The sequence below is a fragment of the Saccharothrix texasensis genome (assembly GCF_003752005.1).
Taxonomy (GTDB): domain Bacteria; phylum Actinomycetota; class Actinomycetes; order Mycobacteriales; family Pseudonocardiaceae; genus Actinosynnema; species Actinosynnema texasense.
In genome coordinates this window covers 1,879,348-1,899,664 of sequence record NZ_RJKM01000001.1, presented here as the reverse complement: position 1 = coordinate 1,899,664, position 20,317 = coordinate 1,879,348, and the positions used below count along the sequence as shown (strand labels likewise).

Annotated in this window: 3 protein-coding genes; all 3 read right to left on the bottom strand. The window is 74.4% G+C overall.

Annotated features, from left to right (window positions below; genetic code table 11):
- Window positions 1–21: 21 nt before the first annotated feature.
- The 3 genes from EDD40_RS06935 to EDD40_RS06925 are packed head-to-tail and all read right to left on the bottom strand — an operon-like array spanning window position 22 to window position 20,314.
- Window positions 22–213, bottom strand: a complete 192-nt coding sequence (locus tag EDD40_RS06935) for an MbtH family protein (RefSeq protein ID WP_123742152.1) — start codon at window positions 211–213, stop codon at window positions 22–24.
- Window positions 210–1,427 carry an MFS transporter gene (locus EDD40_RS06930; RefSeq protein WP_123742151.1) on the bottom strand — a complete coding sequence of 406 codons (1,218 nt, stop codon included), beginning with the start codon at window positions 1,425–1,427 and terminating at the stop codon, window positions 210–212. The genes EDD40_RS06935 and EDD40_RS06930 overlap by 4 nt, the downstream gene beginning before the upstream one ends.
- Window positions 1,424–20,314, bottom strand: coding sequence for a non-ribosomal peptide synthase/polyketide synthase (locus EDD40_RS06925; protein ID WP_123742150.1), 18,891 nt, complete (start codon window positions 20,312–20,314; stop codon window positions 1,424–1,426). Before EDD40_RS06925 ends, EDD40_RS06930 begins: the two co-directional genes overlap by 4 nt.
- Window positions 20,315–20,317 lie beyond the last annotated feature (3 nt).

Sequence of the window (20,317 nt, the reverse complement as noted above, 5' to 3'; positions counted from 1 at the left end):
CGGGGCGCCGACGCCCCGACCTCAGTCCATCGCCGCGCGCAACGACGCGGGCCGCATGTCGGTCCACACCTGGTCGACGTGCGCCGAGCACTCGTCCTTGGTGCCCTTCGTGCCCTCGAACCGCCACCCGGCGGGCACGTCGTGGTGGGCGGGCCACAACGAGTACTGGCCCTCGTCGTTCACCAGGACCTGGTACGTGATGTCGTCCCTCATGCCTTGTTCTCCTCTTGTGCTTTCGCATACCCGCGCAACGTCGGGCTGACTGTGACGAAAATCGTGATGGACAAGATGCCCGCCGCGCACACCACGACGGCGGTGCGGGCCGACAGCGCTTCGGTCAGCACGCCGCCGACCAGGGGGCCGGCCGCGCCCGCGCCGCCCACGACGACACCCATCACCCCGCTGAGCCGTCCGCGCAGCTCGTCGGGGGTGAGCAGCAGCTGGTGGGTGCTGATGGTGGTGTTGGCGGTCGGCGCGAGGAAGCTCATCAGGGCGAACAGCACCCCGACCAGGTAGGCCGACTCGACCAGCAGCGCGCACGGCACCAGCAGGGTCAGCACCCAGAACACCGAGGCGATCGACCGGTGCGGGCCGAGCGCGCGGTGCAGCCACGGCGCGGCCAACGCCCCGAGCACGCCGCCGACGCCGAGCATCGCCGCCATCACGCCGATCTCGCCGAACGACGCGCCCCGGCCCTCGACCAGCACGATGACGACCACGTAGAACGCGGTGAAGAACAGGTTCAGCACCACCGCGCACAGCGCCGTCACCCGGATCTCCCGCCGGCTCCACACCCACCGCAGGCCCTCGCCGATCGACCGCAGCAGGGGCGGGTGCGCCTCGACCGGCGCGGTCGGCGGCACCCGCAGGAACAGCAGCGCCACGAACGCCACCACGTGCGTGACCAGGTCCACCAGGAACGGCAGCCACCGCGCCACGGCGATCAGCAGGCCACCCAGCGCCGTCCCCGCCATCTGCCCCAACGAGGACCGCGCGCTGTTCATCGCCACGGCCGTCGCCAGCTGCGACTCGGGCACGAGCCGGGGCAGGCACGCGTCCTCGGCGGGCTCGAACAACGCCCGGCACACGCCGAGCACCGCGGCGACCGCCATGACGTGCGGGATGGTGACCGCGTCGGCCCACACCGCGACCACGAGCCCGCCCAGGGCGACCACCTGGACGGCCTCGCAGCACAGCATGATCCGCCTGCGGTCCCACCGGTCGACCAGCGCGCCGGCCGGCAGGCCGACGAGGAGCTGCGCGGTGGCGTCCACGGTGAGGACCAGCCCGGACAGCACCGGCGACCCGGTCAGCGCCAGCACGAGCAGCGGCAGGGCCAGCATCGAGGCGCTGAACCCCACCTCGGCCAGCGCCTGGCCGCCCCACAGCAGCGTGTAGTTCCGGTTGCGTGCCAGCGACGTCGTCACAGCGCACCCCGGCAGTCCGCGGCGATCGCCCGCAGCGCGGCGGCGAAGTCGGCGGCCACCGCGCCGATCTCCTCGGCCGAGTGCGTCGACGGGTAGTGGTAGAAGGCGAAGCCCAGCGTCTTCCCGGCCTCGCCGACCACGTCGAGCACGTGGTCGCCGCCGTCGGCCGGGTCGTGGTCCGCGCCGACGGACGGCCGCACCGCCCGGTACAGGCCGGTCGACTCGGCCGAGCCGCCGTCGAACTGGCCGAGGTAGTTGAACGACACCGCGGGCCGCCCGCCGTCGGGCACCCGGCCGTGCTGCCGCAGCGGCCCGTACCCGAACCCGTTGCCCGGCACGGCCCGCAGCTGCCGCCGCACCGCCTTCACCCGGTCGCGCCAGCCGCCGTCCGGCACCTCCAACGTCACCGGGAACACCGTGGTGAACCAGCCGACGGTCCGCGAGAGGTCCACGTCGAGCACGTCCTCGCGGCCGTGGCCCTCCAGGTCGACCGCGACCCGCGACGACCCCGTCCACCGGGACAGCGCCCACGCCAGCGCGGCCAGCAGCACGTCGTTGATCCGGGTCCGGTAGGCGACCGGCGCGCCGCGCAGCAACGCGTCCGTGTCCTCCTCGGACAGCTCCACGGTCACCGACTCGGCCGTCCCGGACGGCGGGGGGAACGACGGGAAGGTCTGGTCCCAGTGCTCCACCTCGTCGTCCAGCGCGCCGCCGAGCACGTGGGACTCCAGCCGCCGCGACCACTCCTGGTAGGAGGTGGTCTTGGCGCCCAGGTCCTCGCCCCGGTACGCGGTCTCCAGGTCGTCGAGCAGGATCCGCCACGACACCCCGTCGACCACCAGGTGGTGGCCGACCAGCAACAGCAGCGGCTGCTCACCCTGGAACAGCACCGCCCGCACCAGCGGCCCGGTCGCCAGGTCGAACGACGAGTGGACCTCGTCCGCGACCCGCTCCAGCTCCGCCGCTCCGTCCACGACGGTCAGCACGTCGACGTCGTCCACGTCGTCGTTGTGCTGCCGCCACACCCCGTCGACGGACGTGAACCGCAGCCGCAACGCGTCGTGGTGCGCCACGAGCACGCCCAGCGCCCGCCGCAACGCCGCGACGTCGACCGCCGGGTCCAGCTCCACCAGGTGCGACTGGTTGAAGTGGTGCGGGTTGTGCCGCCCCGAGGTGAGGAACCAGTGCTGGATCGGCGTCAGCGGCACCTCGCCCACCACCGGCGCCCGGTCGGCGGACGACGACACCTCCACCGTGACGTGCGGGGCGAGCGAGGCGGGGGTCTGGTGCACGAACAGGTCGCGGGTGGCGAAGCGGAACCCGGCCTGCCGCGCCCGCGCCACCACCTGCATGCTCAGGATCGAGTCGCCGCCCAGCGCGAAGAAGTTGTCCTGCGCGCCCACCCTGGGCACACCGAGCACGTCGGCCCAGACGGCGGCCAGCGCCTCCTCCACCGGCCCGGACGGCGCGACGTACTCGGCGCCGGCGAGGGCGCCGAAGTCCGGCTCGGGCAGCTTCGCCCGGTCCACCTTGCCGTTGGGGCTGATCGGCAGGGCGTCCACCGGCGTGAACACCGACGGCACCAGGTAGTCCGGCAGCGACTCGCCCAGGAACTCCCGGACCTTCTCCACCCAGGACGACCGCGCGACCTCGCCCACGACGTAGGCGACGAGCCGCTTGTGGCCCCGCGCGTCCGCCCTGGCCACGACGACCGCCTCACGCACGTCCGGGTGCCGCAGCAGGGCCGTCTCGATCTCGCCGAGCTCGATGCGGAACCCGCGGATCTTCACCTGCTCGTCGGCCCGGCCGACGAACTCCAGCTGTCCGGACGCCCGGTCGCCGGGGGTGGCGGTCCACCGCACCACGTCGCCCGTGCGGTACATGCGCGACCCGGGCGGCCCGTACGGGTTCGCCAGGAACCGCTGCGCGGTCAGCCCCGGCCGGTCCAGGTACCCGCGCGCCAGCCCGACGCCGGACACGTACAGCTCGCCGGCGACGCCCACCGGCACGGGCCGCAGCTCGCCGTCGAGCACGTGCGCGGTCGTGCCGGGGATCGGCCGGCCGATCGGCGGCACGCCGCCGGGTTCCAGCGGCTCGCTCCACGACGTGACCACGGTCGACTCGGTCGGCCCGTAGGCGTTGATCATCCGGCGGCCGGGCGCCCAGCGGCGCACCAGGTCCGCCGAGCACGCGTCGCCGCCCACGACCAGCGTGCGGAACGTCGGCAGCGCCACGTCCGGCACGGTGGCCAGCGCGACCGGCGGGATCAGCGCGTGCGTCACGCCGAACCCGTTCACCACCTCGACGAGCTGGTCGCCCAGCAGCGGCCCCGGCGGCGGCACGACCAGCGCCGCGCCGGCGGGCAGGGCCATGCACAGCTCCAGCACGGACGCGTCGAAGCTGGGCGAGGAGAACTCCAGCACCCGGTCGCCGGGCCGCACGTCGAAGTGCGCGATCTCGGCCGCCGCGAACGTGGCCAGGCCGGCGTGCGACACCACCACGCCCTTCGGCCGCCCGGTCGACCCGGACGTGTAGATCACGTACGCCGGGTGCTCCGGCCGCACCGCCACGGCGGGGTCCGCGTCGGGCTGGTCGGACACGTCGACCGGCCCGTCCAGCACCACCAGCGGCCGGGCGTCGTCGAGCATGAACGCGATCCGCTCGGCCGGGTACTCCGGGTCGACGGGCAGGAACGCGGCGCCCGCCTTGAGCACCGCCAGCTCCGCCACCAGCAGGTCGACCGACCGGGGCAGCCGCAGCGCGACGATCCGCTCCGGTCCCGCGCCCAGCCCGATCAGGTGGTGCGCCAACCGGTTCGCGCGGGCGTTCAGCCCGGCGTAGGTCACGTCCGCCGCGCCGGTCAGCGCCAACGCGTCCGGTGTGCGCGCGACCTGCGCCTCGACCAGCTCCACGAAGCCGGGGCCGTCGACCGCCGGACCGCTGGAACCCCACGCCGCCAGCAGCTCCCGCTCGGAGTCGGGCAGCACCGGCAACGCCCACAGCGGGCGGTCGGGGTCGGCCGCGATGCCGGACAGCAGCACGCCCAGGTGGTCGACCAGCCGCTCGACCGTGCCCGCGTCGAACAGGTCGGTGTTGTACTCGACCGATCCGTGCAGCCCGCCGTCGGGGTCCTCGGTGAACTCGATCGTCACGTCGAAGTTGCTGCTCACCGTGGGCTGCTCGACGTCCTCCGCGTCGAGCCCGGGGAAGCCCGCCGCCTGGGGCGCGTTCTGCAGCGCCACCACGGCCTGGAACAGCGGCGTGCGGCTGGTGTCGCGGTCGGGGCGCACCGCGTCCACCACCCGTTCGAACGGCACGTCCTGGTGCGCGAACGCGTCCAGCACGGTCGCCCGGGTGCGGGCCAGGAACTCGGGGAACGTCGCCGACGGCTCGACCCGCGCCCGCAGGGTCACCGTGTTGACGAAGAACCCGACCAGGTCCTGCGTCTCGGGCCGGTCGCGGCCGGAGGCCACGGTGCCGAGCGCGAAGTCGTCCTGCCCGGTCCACCGGTGCAACAGCACCTCGCAGGCCGCGACCAGCGCCATGAACAGCGTGCCGTCCACGGCCCGTGCCAGCTCGCGCAACCGTTCCGCGACCGGCGCCGGCACCGCGAACCCGGTCTGCGCGCCCGCCGTCGTCTGCACGGGTGGCCGGGGCCGGTCCGTCGGCAGCTCCAGCGCGGGCACGTCGGCCAGCTGTTCGCGCCAGTAGTCCAGCTGCGCGTCCAGCGGCTGCTGCCGCTGCCAGGCGGCGAAGTCGCCGTACCGGACGGGCAGCGGCGCGAGCTCCTCGCCGCCGTACAGCGCGGCCAGGTCGGACATCAGCACCCCGCCGGACCAGCCGTCGGTGACGATGTGGTGCATCGTGAGCGCGAGCACGTGGTCGTCGGGTCCTCGGCGCACCAGCACGGGCCGGAACAGCGGCCCCTCGGCGAGGTCGAACGGCTCCGGCGCGGGCAGCTCGTCCACCACCGGCAGCGTCACGTCGACCGGCCGCACGGAGGTGACGGGCAGCCCGTCCACCGCCGGGAACGTGGTCCGCAGCGACTCGTGCCGCTCGACCAGCGCCCGCAACGCCCGCTCCAGCCTCGGCACGTCCAGCGCGCCGCGCAACCGCACGGCCAGCGGTGTCACGTACTCGGTGCCGCCGGGCTGGAACTGGTCCAGGAACCACAGCCGCTGCTGCGCGAACGACAGCGGCGCGTCGCCCTCGACGCGGGGGATCGCCCCGTCGGCCGAGACGGACCCGGACAGGCGGGCGGCGAGCGCGGCCACGGTCGGGTGGTCGAACAGGTCGCGCGGCGACACGTCGAACGACGACCGCAGCCGCGACACCACCCGGATGCTGGAGATCGAGTCGCCGCCGAGGGTGAAGAAGTTGTCCTCCGCGCCGACCTCGGCCAGGCCGAGCACGTCCGCCCAGACCTCCGCGACCAGGCGTTCGGCCTCGGTGCGCGGCGCGACGAACCCGCCCGCCGCCGACGCCTCCCGCTCCGGCGCGGGCAGCGCGGCCCGGTCCAGCTTGCCGTTGGCGTTGAGCGGCAACCGCTCCAGCGCCACGTACGCGGCGGGCACCATGTAGTCCGGCAGCGACCGCTCGGCGTGCTCGCGCAGCCCGGTGGCCTCGGCCGTGCCGGCGGGCACGTGGTAGGCGACCAGCCGGTCCTCGCGCACGATCACCGCGACCTGGGCCACGGCGTCGTGCGCGGCCAGCACCGCCTCGATCTCGCCCAGCTCGATCCGGAAGCCGCGGATCTTCACCTGCTGGTCCGCGCGCCCGAAGTACTCCAGCCGGCCGTCCACCCACCGGGCCAGGTCGCCGGTGCGGTACATCCGGCTCCCCGGCGCGCCGAACGGGTCGGCCGGGAACCGCTGGGCGGTCAGGCCCGGCCGGTGGAGGTAGCCGCGGGCCACTCCCGGCCCGGCCACGAACATCTCGCCGACCACGCCGGGCGCGACGGGTTGCAGCTCGTCGTCGAGCACGTAGACGCGCAGGTCGGGGATGGGGACGCCGATCGAGCCGTCCGCGGGCGTCCACGTGACGTGGACGGTGGTCTCGGTGATGCCGTACATGTTGATCAACTCGCCGGAGCCGCGCCACGCCGACAGCTTGCGCATGTCCAGCGCCTCGCCGCCGAAGATCACGTACCGGACGTCGAGGTCGGGCGCTTCCTCCAGCAGCTGGTAGAACGCCGAGGGCGTCTGGTTGAGCACGGTCACGCCTTCGTCGGCGACCAGGCGGGCGAAGTCGCGCGGTGACCGCGAGACCTCGTAGGGGACGACGACGAGTCGTCCGCCGTGCAGCAGCGGTCCCCACAGCTCCCACACCGAGAAGTCGAAGGCGTAGCTGTGGAACAGCGTCCACACGTCGTCGGGTCCGAAGCCGAACCAGTGGTCGGTCCCGGAGAACAGCCGCACCACGTTCGAGTGCGGGATCACCACGCCCTTCGGCCGCCCGGTCGACCCGGACGTGTAGATCACGTACGCGGCGTTCTCGGGCCGCAGCGGCACATCGGGCGCGTCGGTCGGCAGCCCGGACAGGTCGGGCAGCCCGTCCAGGGTCACCGTCGGCCGGGCGTCCTCGATCATGTGCGCGATCCGGTCGGCCGGGTACGAGGCGTCCAGCGGCAGGTAGGCCGCGCCCGCCTTCAGCACGCCCAGCACCGCGACCACCAGGTCGGGCGAACGGGGGAAGCGCAGCGCCACCACCGTCTCCGGGCCGGCTCCGGCCGCGACGAGGTGGTGCGCCAGGCGGTTCGCGCGCTCGTCCAGCTCCCGGTAGGTGAGGCTCGCGCCCTCGCACGTCACCGCGACGGCGTCCGGCGTGCGCGCGGCCCGTGCGGCGAACAGCGACGGGATGGTGTCCTCGACCACCGCGCCGGACGACGTGCCGTTCCACGACACCAGCACCCGGTCCCGCTCGTCGTCGGACAGCCACGGCAGCTCGAACACCCGCCGCCGGGGGTCCGCGCCGATCGCGTCCAGCAGCCGGGCCAGCCGCTCGCCCAGCAGACCGATCGTGGCGGCGTCGAACAGCCGCGGGTCGTAGGTCAGCTCCACGTGCAGCGAGTCGTCCACGTACGCCCGCACGGTGAGCGGGAACGACGTGGTGTCCAGGCTGTCCACCTCGCCGATGCCCGGCGCGCCGTCCGGCGAGTCCTTCTCGACCGGGTAGTTCTCGAACGCCAGCAGGCTGTCGAACAGGCGCGTGCCGGAGTCCGAGCTGATCTTGGCGAAACCCTGCACCTGCGCCAGCGACACGTGCTCGTGCTGCCGGGACTCGGTCTGCGAGTCCTGCAACCGGCGCAGCCAGGTCACCACCTCGACGTCGGACTCCACCGTCACCCTCGTGGGCACGGTGTTGATGAACATGCCGATGATCGACTCGACACCGGGCAGCTCCGCCGGCCGACCGGACACCGTGCTGCCGAACACCACGTCCCGCTGACCCGAGGTGCGGGACAGCAGCACCGCCCACGCGCCCTGGACCAGGGTGTTCACCGTCAGGCCGTGCGTGCGGGCGACCGCGTCGAGCCGGTCGGCGGGCAGGTCGAGCACGACCTGCGCGGACGACTCGGCGCGGTGCGCCTCGGTCGGCGGCCGGTCGAACGGCAGCGGGGTGGGCGTCTCGAACCCGGCCAGCACACCCCGCCAGTACGACTCGACGGCCGACTGGTCGACCTCGGCGAGCCAGGCCAGGTAGTCGCGGAAGGGCCGCCGCGCGGGCGCCGCGCCGCCCGCGTACTCGTGGAGCACCTCGCCGAACACCTGCGCGGTGCTCCACCCGTCGAGCAGCAGGTGGTGCGAGGTCCACAACAGGTCCACCTCGGTGTCCGAGGCCCGGCCGACGACCAGCCGCATCAGCGGCGCGGTGGTCACGTCGACGCCGGCCGCCGCGTCGGCCGCGACCACCTCGTCGGTGACGTCGGCGTAGGTCACCGGCACGGTCACGCCGCGCCGCACCACCTGCACCGGCTCGTCCAGCCCCTCCCACACCACGTCGGTGCGGAGGATGGGCGTGCGGTCGACCACGCGTTGCCACGCCCGGGCGAAGCGCCGGGGGTCGTCCACACCGGACAGCCGCACCCGCAGCTGGTTCACGTAGGCCGTGCTGTCGTCCACGAGGCTGTGGAACACCATGCCCGCCTGCAACGGGGTGAGCGGGTAGACGTCCTCCACGTCCCGGTCGACGATCCGGTCCACCTGCTCGGCGGTGAGCTTCGCCAGCGGGAAGTCCGACGGCGTGCGGCCCCACGCGTCCGGCTTCGCGCAGAACGCGACGATCCCGCGCAGCGCGTCGAGCATCCGGTCGGCCAACGCGCGCACCGCGGCCTCGTCGTGCGCCTCGGTGGAGTACTCCCAGTCCAGCACCAGCTCGCCCGACGACACGGCGGCGCCGATGTCGAGCAGGTGCGGCCGGACGGCGTCGTCCGGCACCTCGCGGCCGTGGTCGACGTCGTCGATCTCGTCGTCGTACTGGCCCAGGTAGTTGAAGCACACGCGCGGCAGCGGGCCGGTCACGCCGCGGTCCCAGTACTTCAGGGCCTCGTAGCTCAGCCCCTTGTCCGGCACGGCGCGCAACTGCTCCTTGACCGACTTCAGCGCCGCGCCCCAGTCGACGGCGCCGCCGTCGTCCCCGGGCAGCTCCAGCGCGACCGGGAACTCGGCGGTGAACCAGCCGACCGTGCGGGACAGGTCCAGGCCGTCGAACAGCTCCTCCCGGCCGTGGCCCTCCAGCGCCACCAGCGCCCGCCCGGCGAACGCCGCGGTCAGCGCGGTGAGCAGGACGTCGTTGACCTGGGTGCGGTAGGCATCGGGCACGGCGTGCAGCAGCGCGTCGGTCTCGGCCTTGCCCAGCCGCACGGACACGCTGCGCGCGCTGCCCGCCGACGTCGGCGCCGGTTCCTCCGCGGGCACGTCCGCCCAGTGCGGCAGGGCGTGGTCGAACCGGCCCTCGCGCACGTGCCGGTCGAGCCGGTGCGCCCAGTCGGTGAACGCCGTGCTCTTCGGTCCGAGGTCGCGGCCGGCGAGCGCGGTGTCCAGGTCCTCCAGCACGATCCGCCACGACACCGCGTCGACCACCAGGTGGTGGGCGGTGACGAACAGCCTGCCGTCGTCGAACAGGACGGCGCGCAGCAGCGGGCCGTGGCGCAGGTCGAGGCTCGTGCGGGCCTGGTGCGCCTCGGCGGCCAGGTCGCCCGAGGCGAGGCGGAACACCTCGGCGGACTCCGCGTCCGCCACCTCCTGCCGCCACTCGCCGTCCACCCGGGTGAACCGCAGCCGCAGCGCGTCGTGGTGGGCGACCACGGCCCGCACGGCGTCGCGCACCGCGGCCGGCTCGGCGTCGCCGACCCGCACCACCACCGACATGGTGAAGTGCGCCAGCGGTCCCTGCTCGGCGAAGAACCAGCGCTGGATCGGGGTCAGCGGCGCCGGCCCGGTCACCGTCTCGTGGGTCGTCGCGGTGTCGTCGGTGACCGCGAGCGCGAGGTCGCCGACGGTCTGGCGGAGGAAGACGTCCTTGGACGTCAGCTTCAGCCCGGCCTGCCGCGCCCGGGACACGACCTGCATGCTCAGGATCGAGTCGCCGCCCAGGGCGAAGAAGTTGTCCCGCGCGCCGACCCGCTCCACACCGAGCACGTCGGCCCAGATGTCGGCGAGGGTGGCCGCGACGCCCGGCTCGGGCGCGACGTAGCCGGCGTCGGTGAACGTCGGAGCGGGCAGCGCCCGCCGGTCCACCTTGCCCGCCGGGGTCATCGGCAGCGCGTCCAGCGCCACGAACGCCGACGGCACCAGGTAGTCCGGCAGCCGCTGCTTGAGCCAGCCCGCCAGGTCGGCGGCCGTGCCCGCGGTGTAGGCGACGAGCCGCTGGTGACCGTTGTGCGCCCGCGCCACCACGGCCGCCTGCGTCACGTCCGGGTGGTGCAGGAGCGCCGCCTCGACCTCGCCCAGCTCGACCCGGAAACCGCGGATCTTCACCTGGTCGTCGTTGCGGCCCAGGTAGTCGAGGGCGGCTGTCCGCGTCCGGTCACCGGCTCCGCCGGCGGGAACCCACCGCACCTTGTCCCCGGTGCGGTACATGCGTGAGCCGGGCTCGCCGAACGGGTCGGCCAGGAACCGCTGGGCGGTCAGGCCCGGCCGGTCGTGGTAGCCGCGGGCCACCTGCGCGCCGCCGAGGTAGAGCTCGCCGGGCACACCGGCCGGGACGGGGCGCAGGTCCTCGTCGAGCACGTGGGCCACCAGGTTGAGCAGCGGGCGGCCGATCAGCGCGCGGTCCCCGGTGACGACGGTGGACACCGAGTCGACCGCCACCTCCGTCGGGCCGTAGTAGTTGTGCGCGGTGGTGCGGGACGCGGCCAGCGTCCGCCACAGCGACTCCGGCAGCGCCTCGCCGCCCAGCATCACGTGCCTGGGGGTGTGGTCGCCGTCGAGGAGCCCGAGCGGGAGGAGCTGCTGGACGTAGGACGGCGTCAGGTCCAGCAGGTCGACGCGGTGCTCGCGCACGTACTTGACGAGCACCTGCGGTTCGAGGCGGACGTCGTCGGTCAGCACGTGCAGCTCGTGGCCGCCCGCCATGAACAGCGGCCCCTCCCACGACGTGTCGAACGAGAACACGGCGGTCAGCGCGACCCGCATCGGGTCGTCGGCGAAGACCCGGTGGTGGTTGTGGATCAGGTTCGTCAGCTGCCGGTGCTCGACCACGACACCCTTGGGCACACCGGTCGAGCCGGACGTGTAGATCACGTACGCGGCCTGGTCCGGCCGCACGACGACGTCCGGCGGGGTGTCCGGGAAGCCCGACACGTCGGGCATCACGTCGAGCACGAACGCCGGCCGGGCGTCGCGGAGCAGGAAGTCCACCCGGTCGCGCGGCAGGTCGCGGTCGACCGGCAGGTACACCGCGCCCGCCTTGTGCACGGCCAGGATCGCCACCACCGAGTCGGCCGACCGCGGCAACGACACCGCGACCACCCGCTCCGGACCCGCGCCGGCGGCCAGCAGGTGGTGCGCGAGCCGGTTGGCCCGCGCGTCGACCTCGGCGAAGGTGAGGCGGGTGCCGCCGCACACCAGCGCGCCGGCGTCGGGCGTGCGCCGCGCCTGCTCCTCGAAGATCGCGGCGAACGTCGTCTCGGGGACGGCCAGCCGCGGCCCGTGCCCGTCCGGCTCGTCGCCGAGCAGCAGCGGCAGCTCGCCCACCGGGCGGTCCGGCGCGGCCGTGACGCCTTCCAGCAGCACCAGCAGGTGCCGCGCCATGCGGTCCACCGTGTCCGCGTCGAACAGGTCGGTGCTGTACTCCACCGCGCCGCGCAGCTCGCCGTCGACCTCGCCGAACTCGAACGTGAGGTCGCACGTCGAGGTCACCAGCGGGAGCTGGAGGTCCTCCACCCGCAGGCCGGGCAGCTCGGGCACGTCGGCGCCGAAGTTCTGCATCAGCACCATGACGTCGAACAAGGCGTTGCGGCTGGGGTCGCGGTCCGGCCGGACGGCGTCCACCACCCGCTCGAACGGCACGTCCTGGTGCGCGAAACCGTCCCGCACGGTGGTCCGCACGTCGGCCAGCAGCTCCGTGAACGACCGCCTCGTGTCCACCGCGGACCGCAGCACCACGGTGTTCACGAACAGGCCGATCACGTCGTCCAGCTCAGCCCGCCCGCGCCCGGACACCGCGGTGCCGACCGCGATGTCGTCCTGCCCGGTGTAGCGGGCCAGCAGCACCTTCGTGGCCGCGAGCAGCGCGGTGAACAGGGTGTCGCCGTGCTCGGCGGCCACCGCCTTCACGGCCTTCGCGAGCGGCGCGGGCACGGTGAACCCGTGCATCGCGCCCGTCGTGCCGCGTACCGCCGGCCGCGGCCGGTCCGTCGGCAGCTCCAGCGGCGGCACGCCGGCCAGCGCGCCGGCCCAGTAGTCGACCGCGGGCTCCGGCAGCCAGGCCGTGTAGTCCACGTACTGCACGGCGAGCGGCGGCAGCTCCTCGCCCGCGTACAGCGCGCCGAGGTCGTTGGCCAGCACACCGGTCGACCAGCCGTCGGTGACGATGTGGTGCAGCGTCAGCACCAGCACGTGCTCCTCGGCGGCGACGCGCACCAGCCGGGTCCGGAACAGCGGTCCCCCGCGCAGGTCGAACGGCGTGCCGACCTCGTCGAGCAGCACCGCCTCCCACGAGCCGTCCTCGACCGCGAGCGGCACCTCGAACGGTTCGTGCACGAGCTGCACGCCGTCGTCGAACGTGGTGCGCAGCGACTCGTGCCGGACCACCAGGCCGTCGAGGGCCCGCCGCAGCGCGGCCAGGTCCAGCGGCCCGCTCAGGCGCAGCGCGGTCGGCGTGACGTACTCCGTGCTGCCCGGCTCGAACTGGTCCAGGAACCACAGCCGCCGCTGGGCGGGCGACTGCGGGTGGGTGAGCGGAGGGTGGACGCCATCGCGCGGGATCACCGGGATGGCGTCCACCGCATCCTGGCCGGAACCCGCCCCGGTGCTGATGGCGGAGGCGAGGCCGGACACCGTGGGGTGGTCGAACACCGCGCGCGGCGACAGCTGCACGCCGAACGCGGCGCGCAACCGCGAGGTCACGCGGATGCTGAGGATCGAGTCGCCGCCGAGGCGGAAGAAGTCGTCGAGCGCGCCGACCCGCGTCACCCCGAGCACGTCGGCCATCACCTCGGCCACGACCCGCTCGGCGTCGGTGCGCGGCTCGACGAACTCGCCGGACAGGTCCGGTTCGGGCAGCGCCCGCCGGTCCAGCTTGCCGCTGGGCGACAACGGCAGCTCGTCCAGCACCACCACCGCCGACGGCACCAGGTAGTCGGGCAGCGCGCGGGCCAGCGCGTCACGCGCGTCGGTCTCCGGCGCGCCGGTCACGTACCCGATGAGCCGGTTGTCCCGGACCACCACGGCGGACTCCCGCACGCCGGGCACGTCCAGCAGCGCCGCCTCGACCTCGCCGGGCTCGATCCGGAAACCGCGGATCTTCACCTGGTCGTCGGCCCGGCCGAGGTACTCGAGCACGCCAGGCCGAGCCGGGTCGTCGACCGCCGACCACCGCACCCGGTCACCGGTGCGGTACATGCGCGCGCCCGCCGGGCCGAACGGGTCGGCGACGAACCGCTGGGCGGTCAGCCCGGGCCGGCCGAGGTAGCCGCGCGCCACCTGCGTGCCGCCGATGAACAGCTCGCCGGGCACACCGGGCGGCACCGGCCGCAGGTCGGCGTCCAGCACGTAAGCGGACAGGTTGGCCAGCGGCCGGCCGATCACCGGCCGCTCGCCGACGACCCGCGTCGCCACCGAGTCCACCGTCACCTCGGTGGGGCCGTAGTAGTTGAAGCCCTCCACCGGCGACTCGGCGATCTGCCGCCACAGCGGCGCGTCCACCGCCTCGCCGCCCAGCATGATCCGGCGCAGGCCGGACTCCAGCAGCCCGGCCTGCGCCAACTGCCGCGCGTAGGACGGGGTGAGGTCGACCGTGCCGATGCCGTGCTCGGTGACGTACCGGACCAGCGCGGGCGGGTCGAGCCGCAGCTCGTCGTCGATGACGTGCAGCTCGCTGCCCGCGGCCAGGAACAGCAGCCCTTCCCAGGACGTGTCGAAGGAGAACGTCGCGGTGACCGCGAACCGGGTCGGCTCGCGCATCAGGGCCGCGCTGTTGGCGTAGTACAGGTTCGCCAGCTGCCGGTGCTCGACCACGACGCCCTTGGGCGTGCCGGTCGACCCGGACGTGTAGATCAGGTAGGCGGCGTGCTCCGGGCGGGGCGCGACGGGCGGCGGCGTGTCCGGCAGCCCGGCCAGGTCCGGCCCGGCGAAGTCCGGCATCGCGTCCAGCACCGACGCCGGGTTCGCGTCGCGCAGCAGGAAGTCGATGCGCTCGGCGGGCAGCCCCGGGTCGACCGGCAGGTACACCGCGCCCGCCTTGAGCACCGCGAGCACGGCCACCACCAGGTCGGCCGAGCGCGGCAGCACGACCGCGACCACGCGCTCCGGACCCGCGCCGCGCGCGAGCAGGTGGTGCGCCAGCCGGTTCGCCCGGGCGTCCAGCTCGGCGAACGTGTGCGCGGTGCGCGCCCCCGTGCGGTCGTGGTGCACCAGCGCGGTCGCGTCCGGCGTGCGGCGGGCCTGCTCGGCGAACACCTCCGGGTACAGCTCCCGGGGTGTGTCCCGCCCGGTCCGGTTCCACTCGACCAGCACCCGGCGCCGTTCGGCCTCGGTCAGCCACGGCAGGTCGGCGATCCGCGCCGTCGGGTCGGCCGCGATGGCGCGGACCAGCTCGCGCAGCCACCCGGCCAGCCGTTCGGCGGTGGCGGTGTCGAACAGCTCGGGGTCGTAGGCCAGGTCCAGGTTCAGCCGGTCGGTCAGCGACGCGCTCAGCGTCAACGGCAGCGTGGCGTTGTCGACCGCGTCGATCTCCACCACGCGCGGCCCGTCGCCGTCCCGCTCGAACGGGTAGTTCTCGAACACCACCACGGAGTCGAACAGGGTGGTCCCGGTCCACGACTGGATCTCGGCCAGCGAGGTGTGCTCGAACCGCCGCGACTCGCTCTGCGCGGCCTGCAGCTCGCGCAGCCACGCGCCCACCTCGGCGGTGCCGTCCACGACCGCCCTGGTCGGCACGGTGTTGATCAGCATGCCGACCATGGACTCGACCCCGGCGAGCTCGGCCGGGCGGCCGGACACCGTGCTGCCGAACACCACGTCGGCCTCGCCGCAGGCACGGGCCAGCAGCAACGCCCACGCGCCCTGCACCACCGTGTTCGCCGTCAGGCCCGCGCGCTGCGCGGCGTCGTCCAGGTCCAGCGAGAACCGGACCGACGCGGACGCCTCCGAGCGGTGGGCCCGCGCGGGCGCGCGGTCGAACGGCAACGGCGTCGGGCCGTCCACATCGGACAGCACGGACCGCCAGTGCGCCTCGGCCTCGGCCCGGTCCTGCTCGGCCAGCCAGCGCAGGTAGTCCCGGAACGGCCGCCGCGCGGGCAACCGGGCGGGCGTGCCGGTGACGATCGCCCGGTACTGCTCCAGCACCTCGCCGAACACCTGCCCGGTGCTCCAGCCGTCCAGGATCACGTGGTGCGACGACCAGACCAGCTCGACCCGGTCCTCGTCCAGCGGCGTGACCGCGACCCGCAGCAGCGGCGCGACACCCAGGTCGAACGGGGCGTCCACCGGCCCGCCCGGCAGCTCCACGTGCCCGTGCACGACCTGCACCGGCTCGGCCACCCCGTCCCACACCACGCTCGACCGCAGCACGGGCGTGCGGTCCACGACCCGCTGCCACGCCTGGCGCAACGCCGCCGGGTCGCGCACGCCGTCGAGCACCAGCCGCATCCGGTCGACGTAGGTGCCGGGTTCGACCAGGCTGTGGAACACCATGCCCGCCTGCAACGGCGTGAGCGGGAGGATGTCCTCCACGTCCGGGCCGGCCAGCGCGTCGACCTGCTCCTGCGTGAGCCGGGCCAGCGGGAAGTCCGAGGGCGTGCGACCGCCGGCGCCGGGCTGGGCGCAGTGCGCCACGATCTCCCGCAGCGCCTGGAGGGTCCGCTCGGCCAGCCGCCGCACGGTCTCCTCGTCGTGCACGTGCTCGGAGTACTGCCAGCTCAGCTCCAGCTCGCCGCGCTCGACCAGGCCGGTCACCTCGAGCAGGTGGGTGCGCGGACCGTCGGCGGGCACGTCCTCGCCGACCGCGTCCCGCCTGGCCCGGTAGAAACCGCCGTCGGCCACGTCGAACCGGCCGTGGTAGTTGAACGAGACCTGGGGCAGCGCGCCGCCGCCCAGCGCCTCGAAGCTCAGGCCCCGGTGCGGCGCGGCGCGCAGCGACTCCTTGACCGACTTCAGCGTGCGGCCCCACTCGTCGCCCGGCTCCAGCACCACCGGGAACTGCGTGGTGAACCAGCCGACCGTGCGGTTGAGGTCCACGCCGGGCAGCAGCTCTTCGCGGCCGTGGCCCTCCAGCGTCACGCTCACCGCGTCCCGCCCGGTCCACTCGGCCAGCGTCCGGCCCAGCGCGCTGAGCAGCACGTCGTTGACCTGCGTCCGGTACACCGGCGGCACGGCGGTCAGCAGCGCCTCCGTGGTCGCCCGGTCCAGCCGCGCCGACACCACGCGCGTCGACCCGGCGGTGTTCGCGCCGTCCCGGTCGACCGGCAGCTGCTCGGGCGCGGGCAGCGAGTCCCAGTGCGCCCGCGCGTCGTCCAGCGCGCCGGACGCCACGTGCTCGGCCAGCCGGTGCGCCCACTGCGTGAACGACGTCCCGACGGGCTCCAGCGGCACACCCCGGTAGGCCTGCTCCAGGTCGCCGAGCAGGACCCGCCAGGACACGCCGTCCATCGCCAGGTGGTGCACGGTCAGCAGCAGCTTCGGCCGCGCGCCGGGGAAGAACACCGCGCGCAGCAGCGGTCCCGCGGCCAGGTCCAGGCCGCGTTGCGCCGCGCGTGCCACGGCCTCCACGTCCGCGTCGACCTCGACCCGGAACACGTCGACCTCGGTGTCCGCGACCTCCTGCGCCCACCGCCCGTCGACCTCGCGGAACCGCAGCCGCAGCGCGTCGTGGTGCCCGACGACGGACCGCACGGCGCCGCGCAACACCTCCGCGTCCACCGCCGGCTCCAGCTCGACCAGCAGCGACATGGTGAAGTGGGCGAGCGGCCCGTACTCGGCGAAGAACCACCGCTGGATCGGGGTGAGCGGCGCCGGCCCGGTGAACACCGGCTCCGGCGCGGTCCGCACGGCCTCCCGCACGACCAGCGCCAGCTCGGCCACCGTCTGGTGCCGGAACACGTCCCGCGAGGTCAGGTGCAGCCCGGCCCGCCGCGCCCGCGACACCAGCTGGATGGACAGGATCGAGTCGCCGCCCACCGCGAAGAAGTTGTCCTCGACGCCGATCCGCTCCGCGCCGAGCACCTCGGCCCAGATCCGGGCCAGCTCGGCCTCCGCGGGGGTGCGCGGCGCCACGAACTCGCCGCCCGCCACCGCCTGCGGCGCGGGCAGCGCGGCCCGGTCCAGCTTGCCGTTGGGCGTCAGCGGCAGCCGGTCGAGCTCCACGAACGCCGACGGGACCTGGTAGTCCGGCAACGAGTCGCGCAGGTGCGCGCGCAGGTCGACCGACCCGGTGGTGACGACGTAGGCGACGAGCCGGGTGTGCCCGCCGTCCTCGCGGGCGACGACGACCGCCTCGGTGACGTCCGGGTGGGTGGAGATGGCGGCTTCCACCTCGCCGGGCTCCACCCGGAACCCGCGGATCTTGACCTGGTCGTCGGTGCGGCCCAGGAACTCCAGGACGTACGACGGCGCCCGATCGTCGGCTCCGCCGACGGCAGTCCGATCGTCGGCTCCGCCGACGGCAGTCCGATCGTCGGCTCCGCCGACGGCAGTCCGATCGTCGGCTCCGCCGACGGCAGTCCGATCGTCGGCTCCGCCGACGGGAGTCCACCGCACCCGGTCGCCCGTCCGGTACATGCGTGAGCCGGGCCCGCCGAACGGGTCGGCCAGGAACCGCTGCGCGGTCAACCCCGGCCGGTCCAGGTAGCCGCGGGCCACCTGGGCGCCCGCGATGAACAACTCGCCCGGCACGCCCACCGGCGCCGGCCGCAGGTCGTCGTCCAGCACGTACGCGGTCACGTTGCCCAGCGGCGTGCCGATGACCGGCCGGTCGCCGGTGACGCGGCACGACACGGCGTCCACCGTGGTCTCGGTGGGGCCGTAGAAGTTGTGCGCCCGCAGCCCGGTGGCCACCAGGTCGCGCCACAGCGCCGTGCCCAGCGCCTCGCCGCCGAGCACCAGCACCTTCGGCCCGTCCTCGGCGGTCAGCAGGCCGTCGGCCAGGAGCTGCCGGACGTAGGACGGCGGCAGGTCCAGCAGGTCGATCCGGTGCTCGCGGGCGTACCCGATCAACGCGGTGGCGTCGAGCCGCACGTCGTCGGTGAGCACGTGCAGCTCGTGGCCGTCGGCCATGAGCAGCACGCCCTCCCACGACGTGTCGAACGAGAACACCGCGCTGAGCGCGACGCGCATCCGGTCGCCGGCGAACGTCTCGCGGTGGTTGTGCAGCAGGTTCACCAGGTGCCGGTGCTCGACCACGACGCCCTTGGGCCGGCCGGTCGAACCGGACGTGTAGATGACGTACGCGGCGTTGTCGGGCCGCACCGGCACGTCAGGCGGGGTCGCCGGCAGGCCGGCGGTGTCGAGCGGCGCGTCGATCACCCGCACCGCGCCGGAGTCCTCCAGCAGGTACGCGTACCGCGCCTCGGGCAGGCCGGGGTCGACGGGCAGGTACACCGCGCCCGCCTTGAGGATGCCCAGGACCGCGACCACCCAGTCCAGGCCGCGCGGCAGGGCCAGCGCGACGATCTGCTCGGGCTCGACGCCGTCGGCGAGCAGGCGGCGGGCGAGCCGGTTGGCGCGGGCGTCCAGCTCGGCGAAGGTGAGGGAGTCGCCGTCGCACACCAGGGCGGTGGCGTCCGGGGTGCGGCGGGCCTGCGCCTCGAACAACGCCGGGAACGTCACGTCCGGGACGGCCAGCGCCGGTCCGCGGCCGGCCGGCTCGTCGCCGAGCAGCATCGACAGCTCGGCCATCGGCCGGTACGGGTCGGTGGTGATCGCGCCCAGCAGGGCGAGCAGGTGCCGGGCCATCCGGTCGACCGTGCCGGCGTCGAACAGGTCGGTGCTGTACTCGACCGCGCCGTGCAGCCCCTCGGGCGTCTCGGTGAACTCGAAGGTCAGGTCGAAGTTCGACCACGCGCGGCTGAGCGGGTGCTCCTCGACGCGCAGGCCCGGTAACGAGGGCAGGGCGCGGCCCGCGTTCTGCAGCACCACCATCACGTCGAACAGCGGCGTGCGGCTGGGGTCGCGGGACGCGCCCACCGCCTCCACCACCCGGTCGAACGGCACGTCGTCGTGGCCGAACGCGTCCAGCGCCGTCCGGTTCGCCTCGCCCAGGAACTCGGCGAACGACCGTGAGCTGTCCACGGTGGACCGCAGCACGACGGTGCCGACCAGGAAGCCGACCAGGTCGGCCAGCTCCGGCCGGTTGCGCCCGGTGGTGACCGTGCCGACCGCGATGTCGTCCTGGCCGGTGTAGCGGGCCAGCAGCAGCTGGCAGGCCGCCATCACGGCGGTGAACAGCGTGGTCTCGTGCACGCGGGCCAGCTCCGCCAGGTCGCCGGCCAGCCGGGCGGGCACGGTGAACTCGTGCGTCGCGCCCGCCGGCGTGCGCTCCGCCGGCCGCGGCCGGTCGGTCGGCAGGTCCAGCGGCACGACACCGGCCAGCCGGTCGACCCAGAACCCGGTGTCCACCGGCCGGCCGCGCTGCCAGACGGCGTAGTCGGCGTACTGCAACCGGGGCTCGGGCAGGGCTTCGCCCCGGTACAGCGCGCCCAGCTCGTCGCCCAGCACGCCGAGCGACCAGCCGTCCACGACGATGTGGTGCGAGGCCAGCAGCAGCACGTGCGCGCCGTCGGCCCCGGTGCGCAGCGCCGCCCGGAACAGCGGGCCGCGCCGCAGGTCGAACGGCTCGTCCAGCACCTCGCCCAGGTCGTCCACGGCGAGCAGGTCGACCTCGACGTCGTCGTGCACCACCTGCACCGGGTGCCCGTCGACCTGGTCGAACGTGGTGCGCAGCGACTCGTGCCGGCGCACCAGCCCGCGCACGGCGTCGGCCATCCTCTCCCGGTCGAGCCGACCGGTGAGCCGCAGCGCGACCGCGCTGGTGTACTCGGTGCTCCCGGGCTGGAACTGGGCCAGGAACCACAGGCGCTGCTGGCCCGCCGACAGCGGCAGCGGCTCGTCGCGCGGCGCGGGCGGGATCACGTCGACCACGGGCGCGGCCCGGCCGGCGAGCCGGGCGCGGAGCTTCTCGCGGAGGTGTTCGGGCAGCGCGGAGATGCGGTCGTTCTTGGACGCGGTCATGAC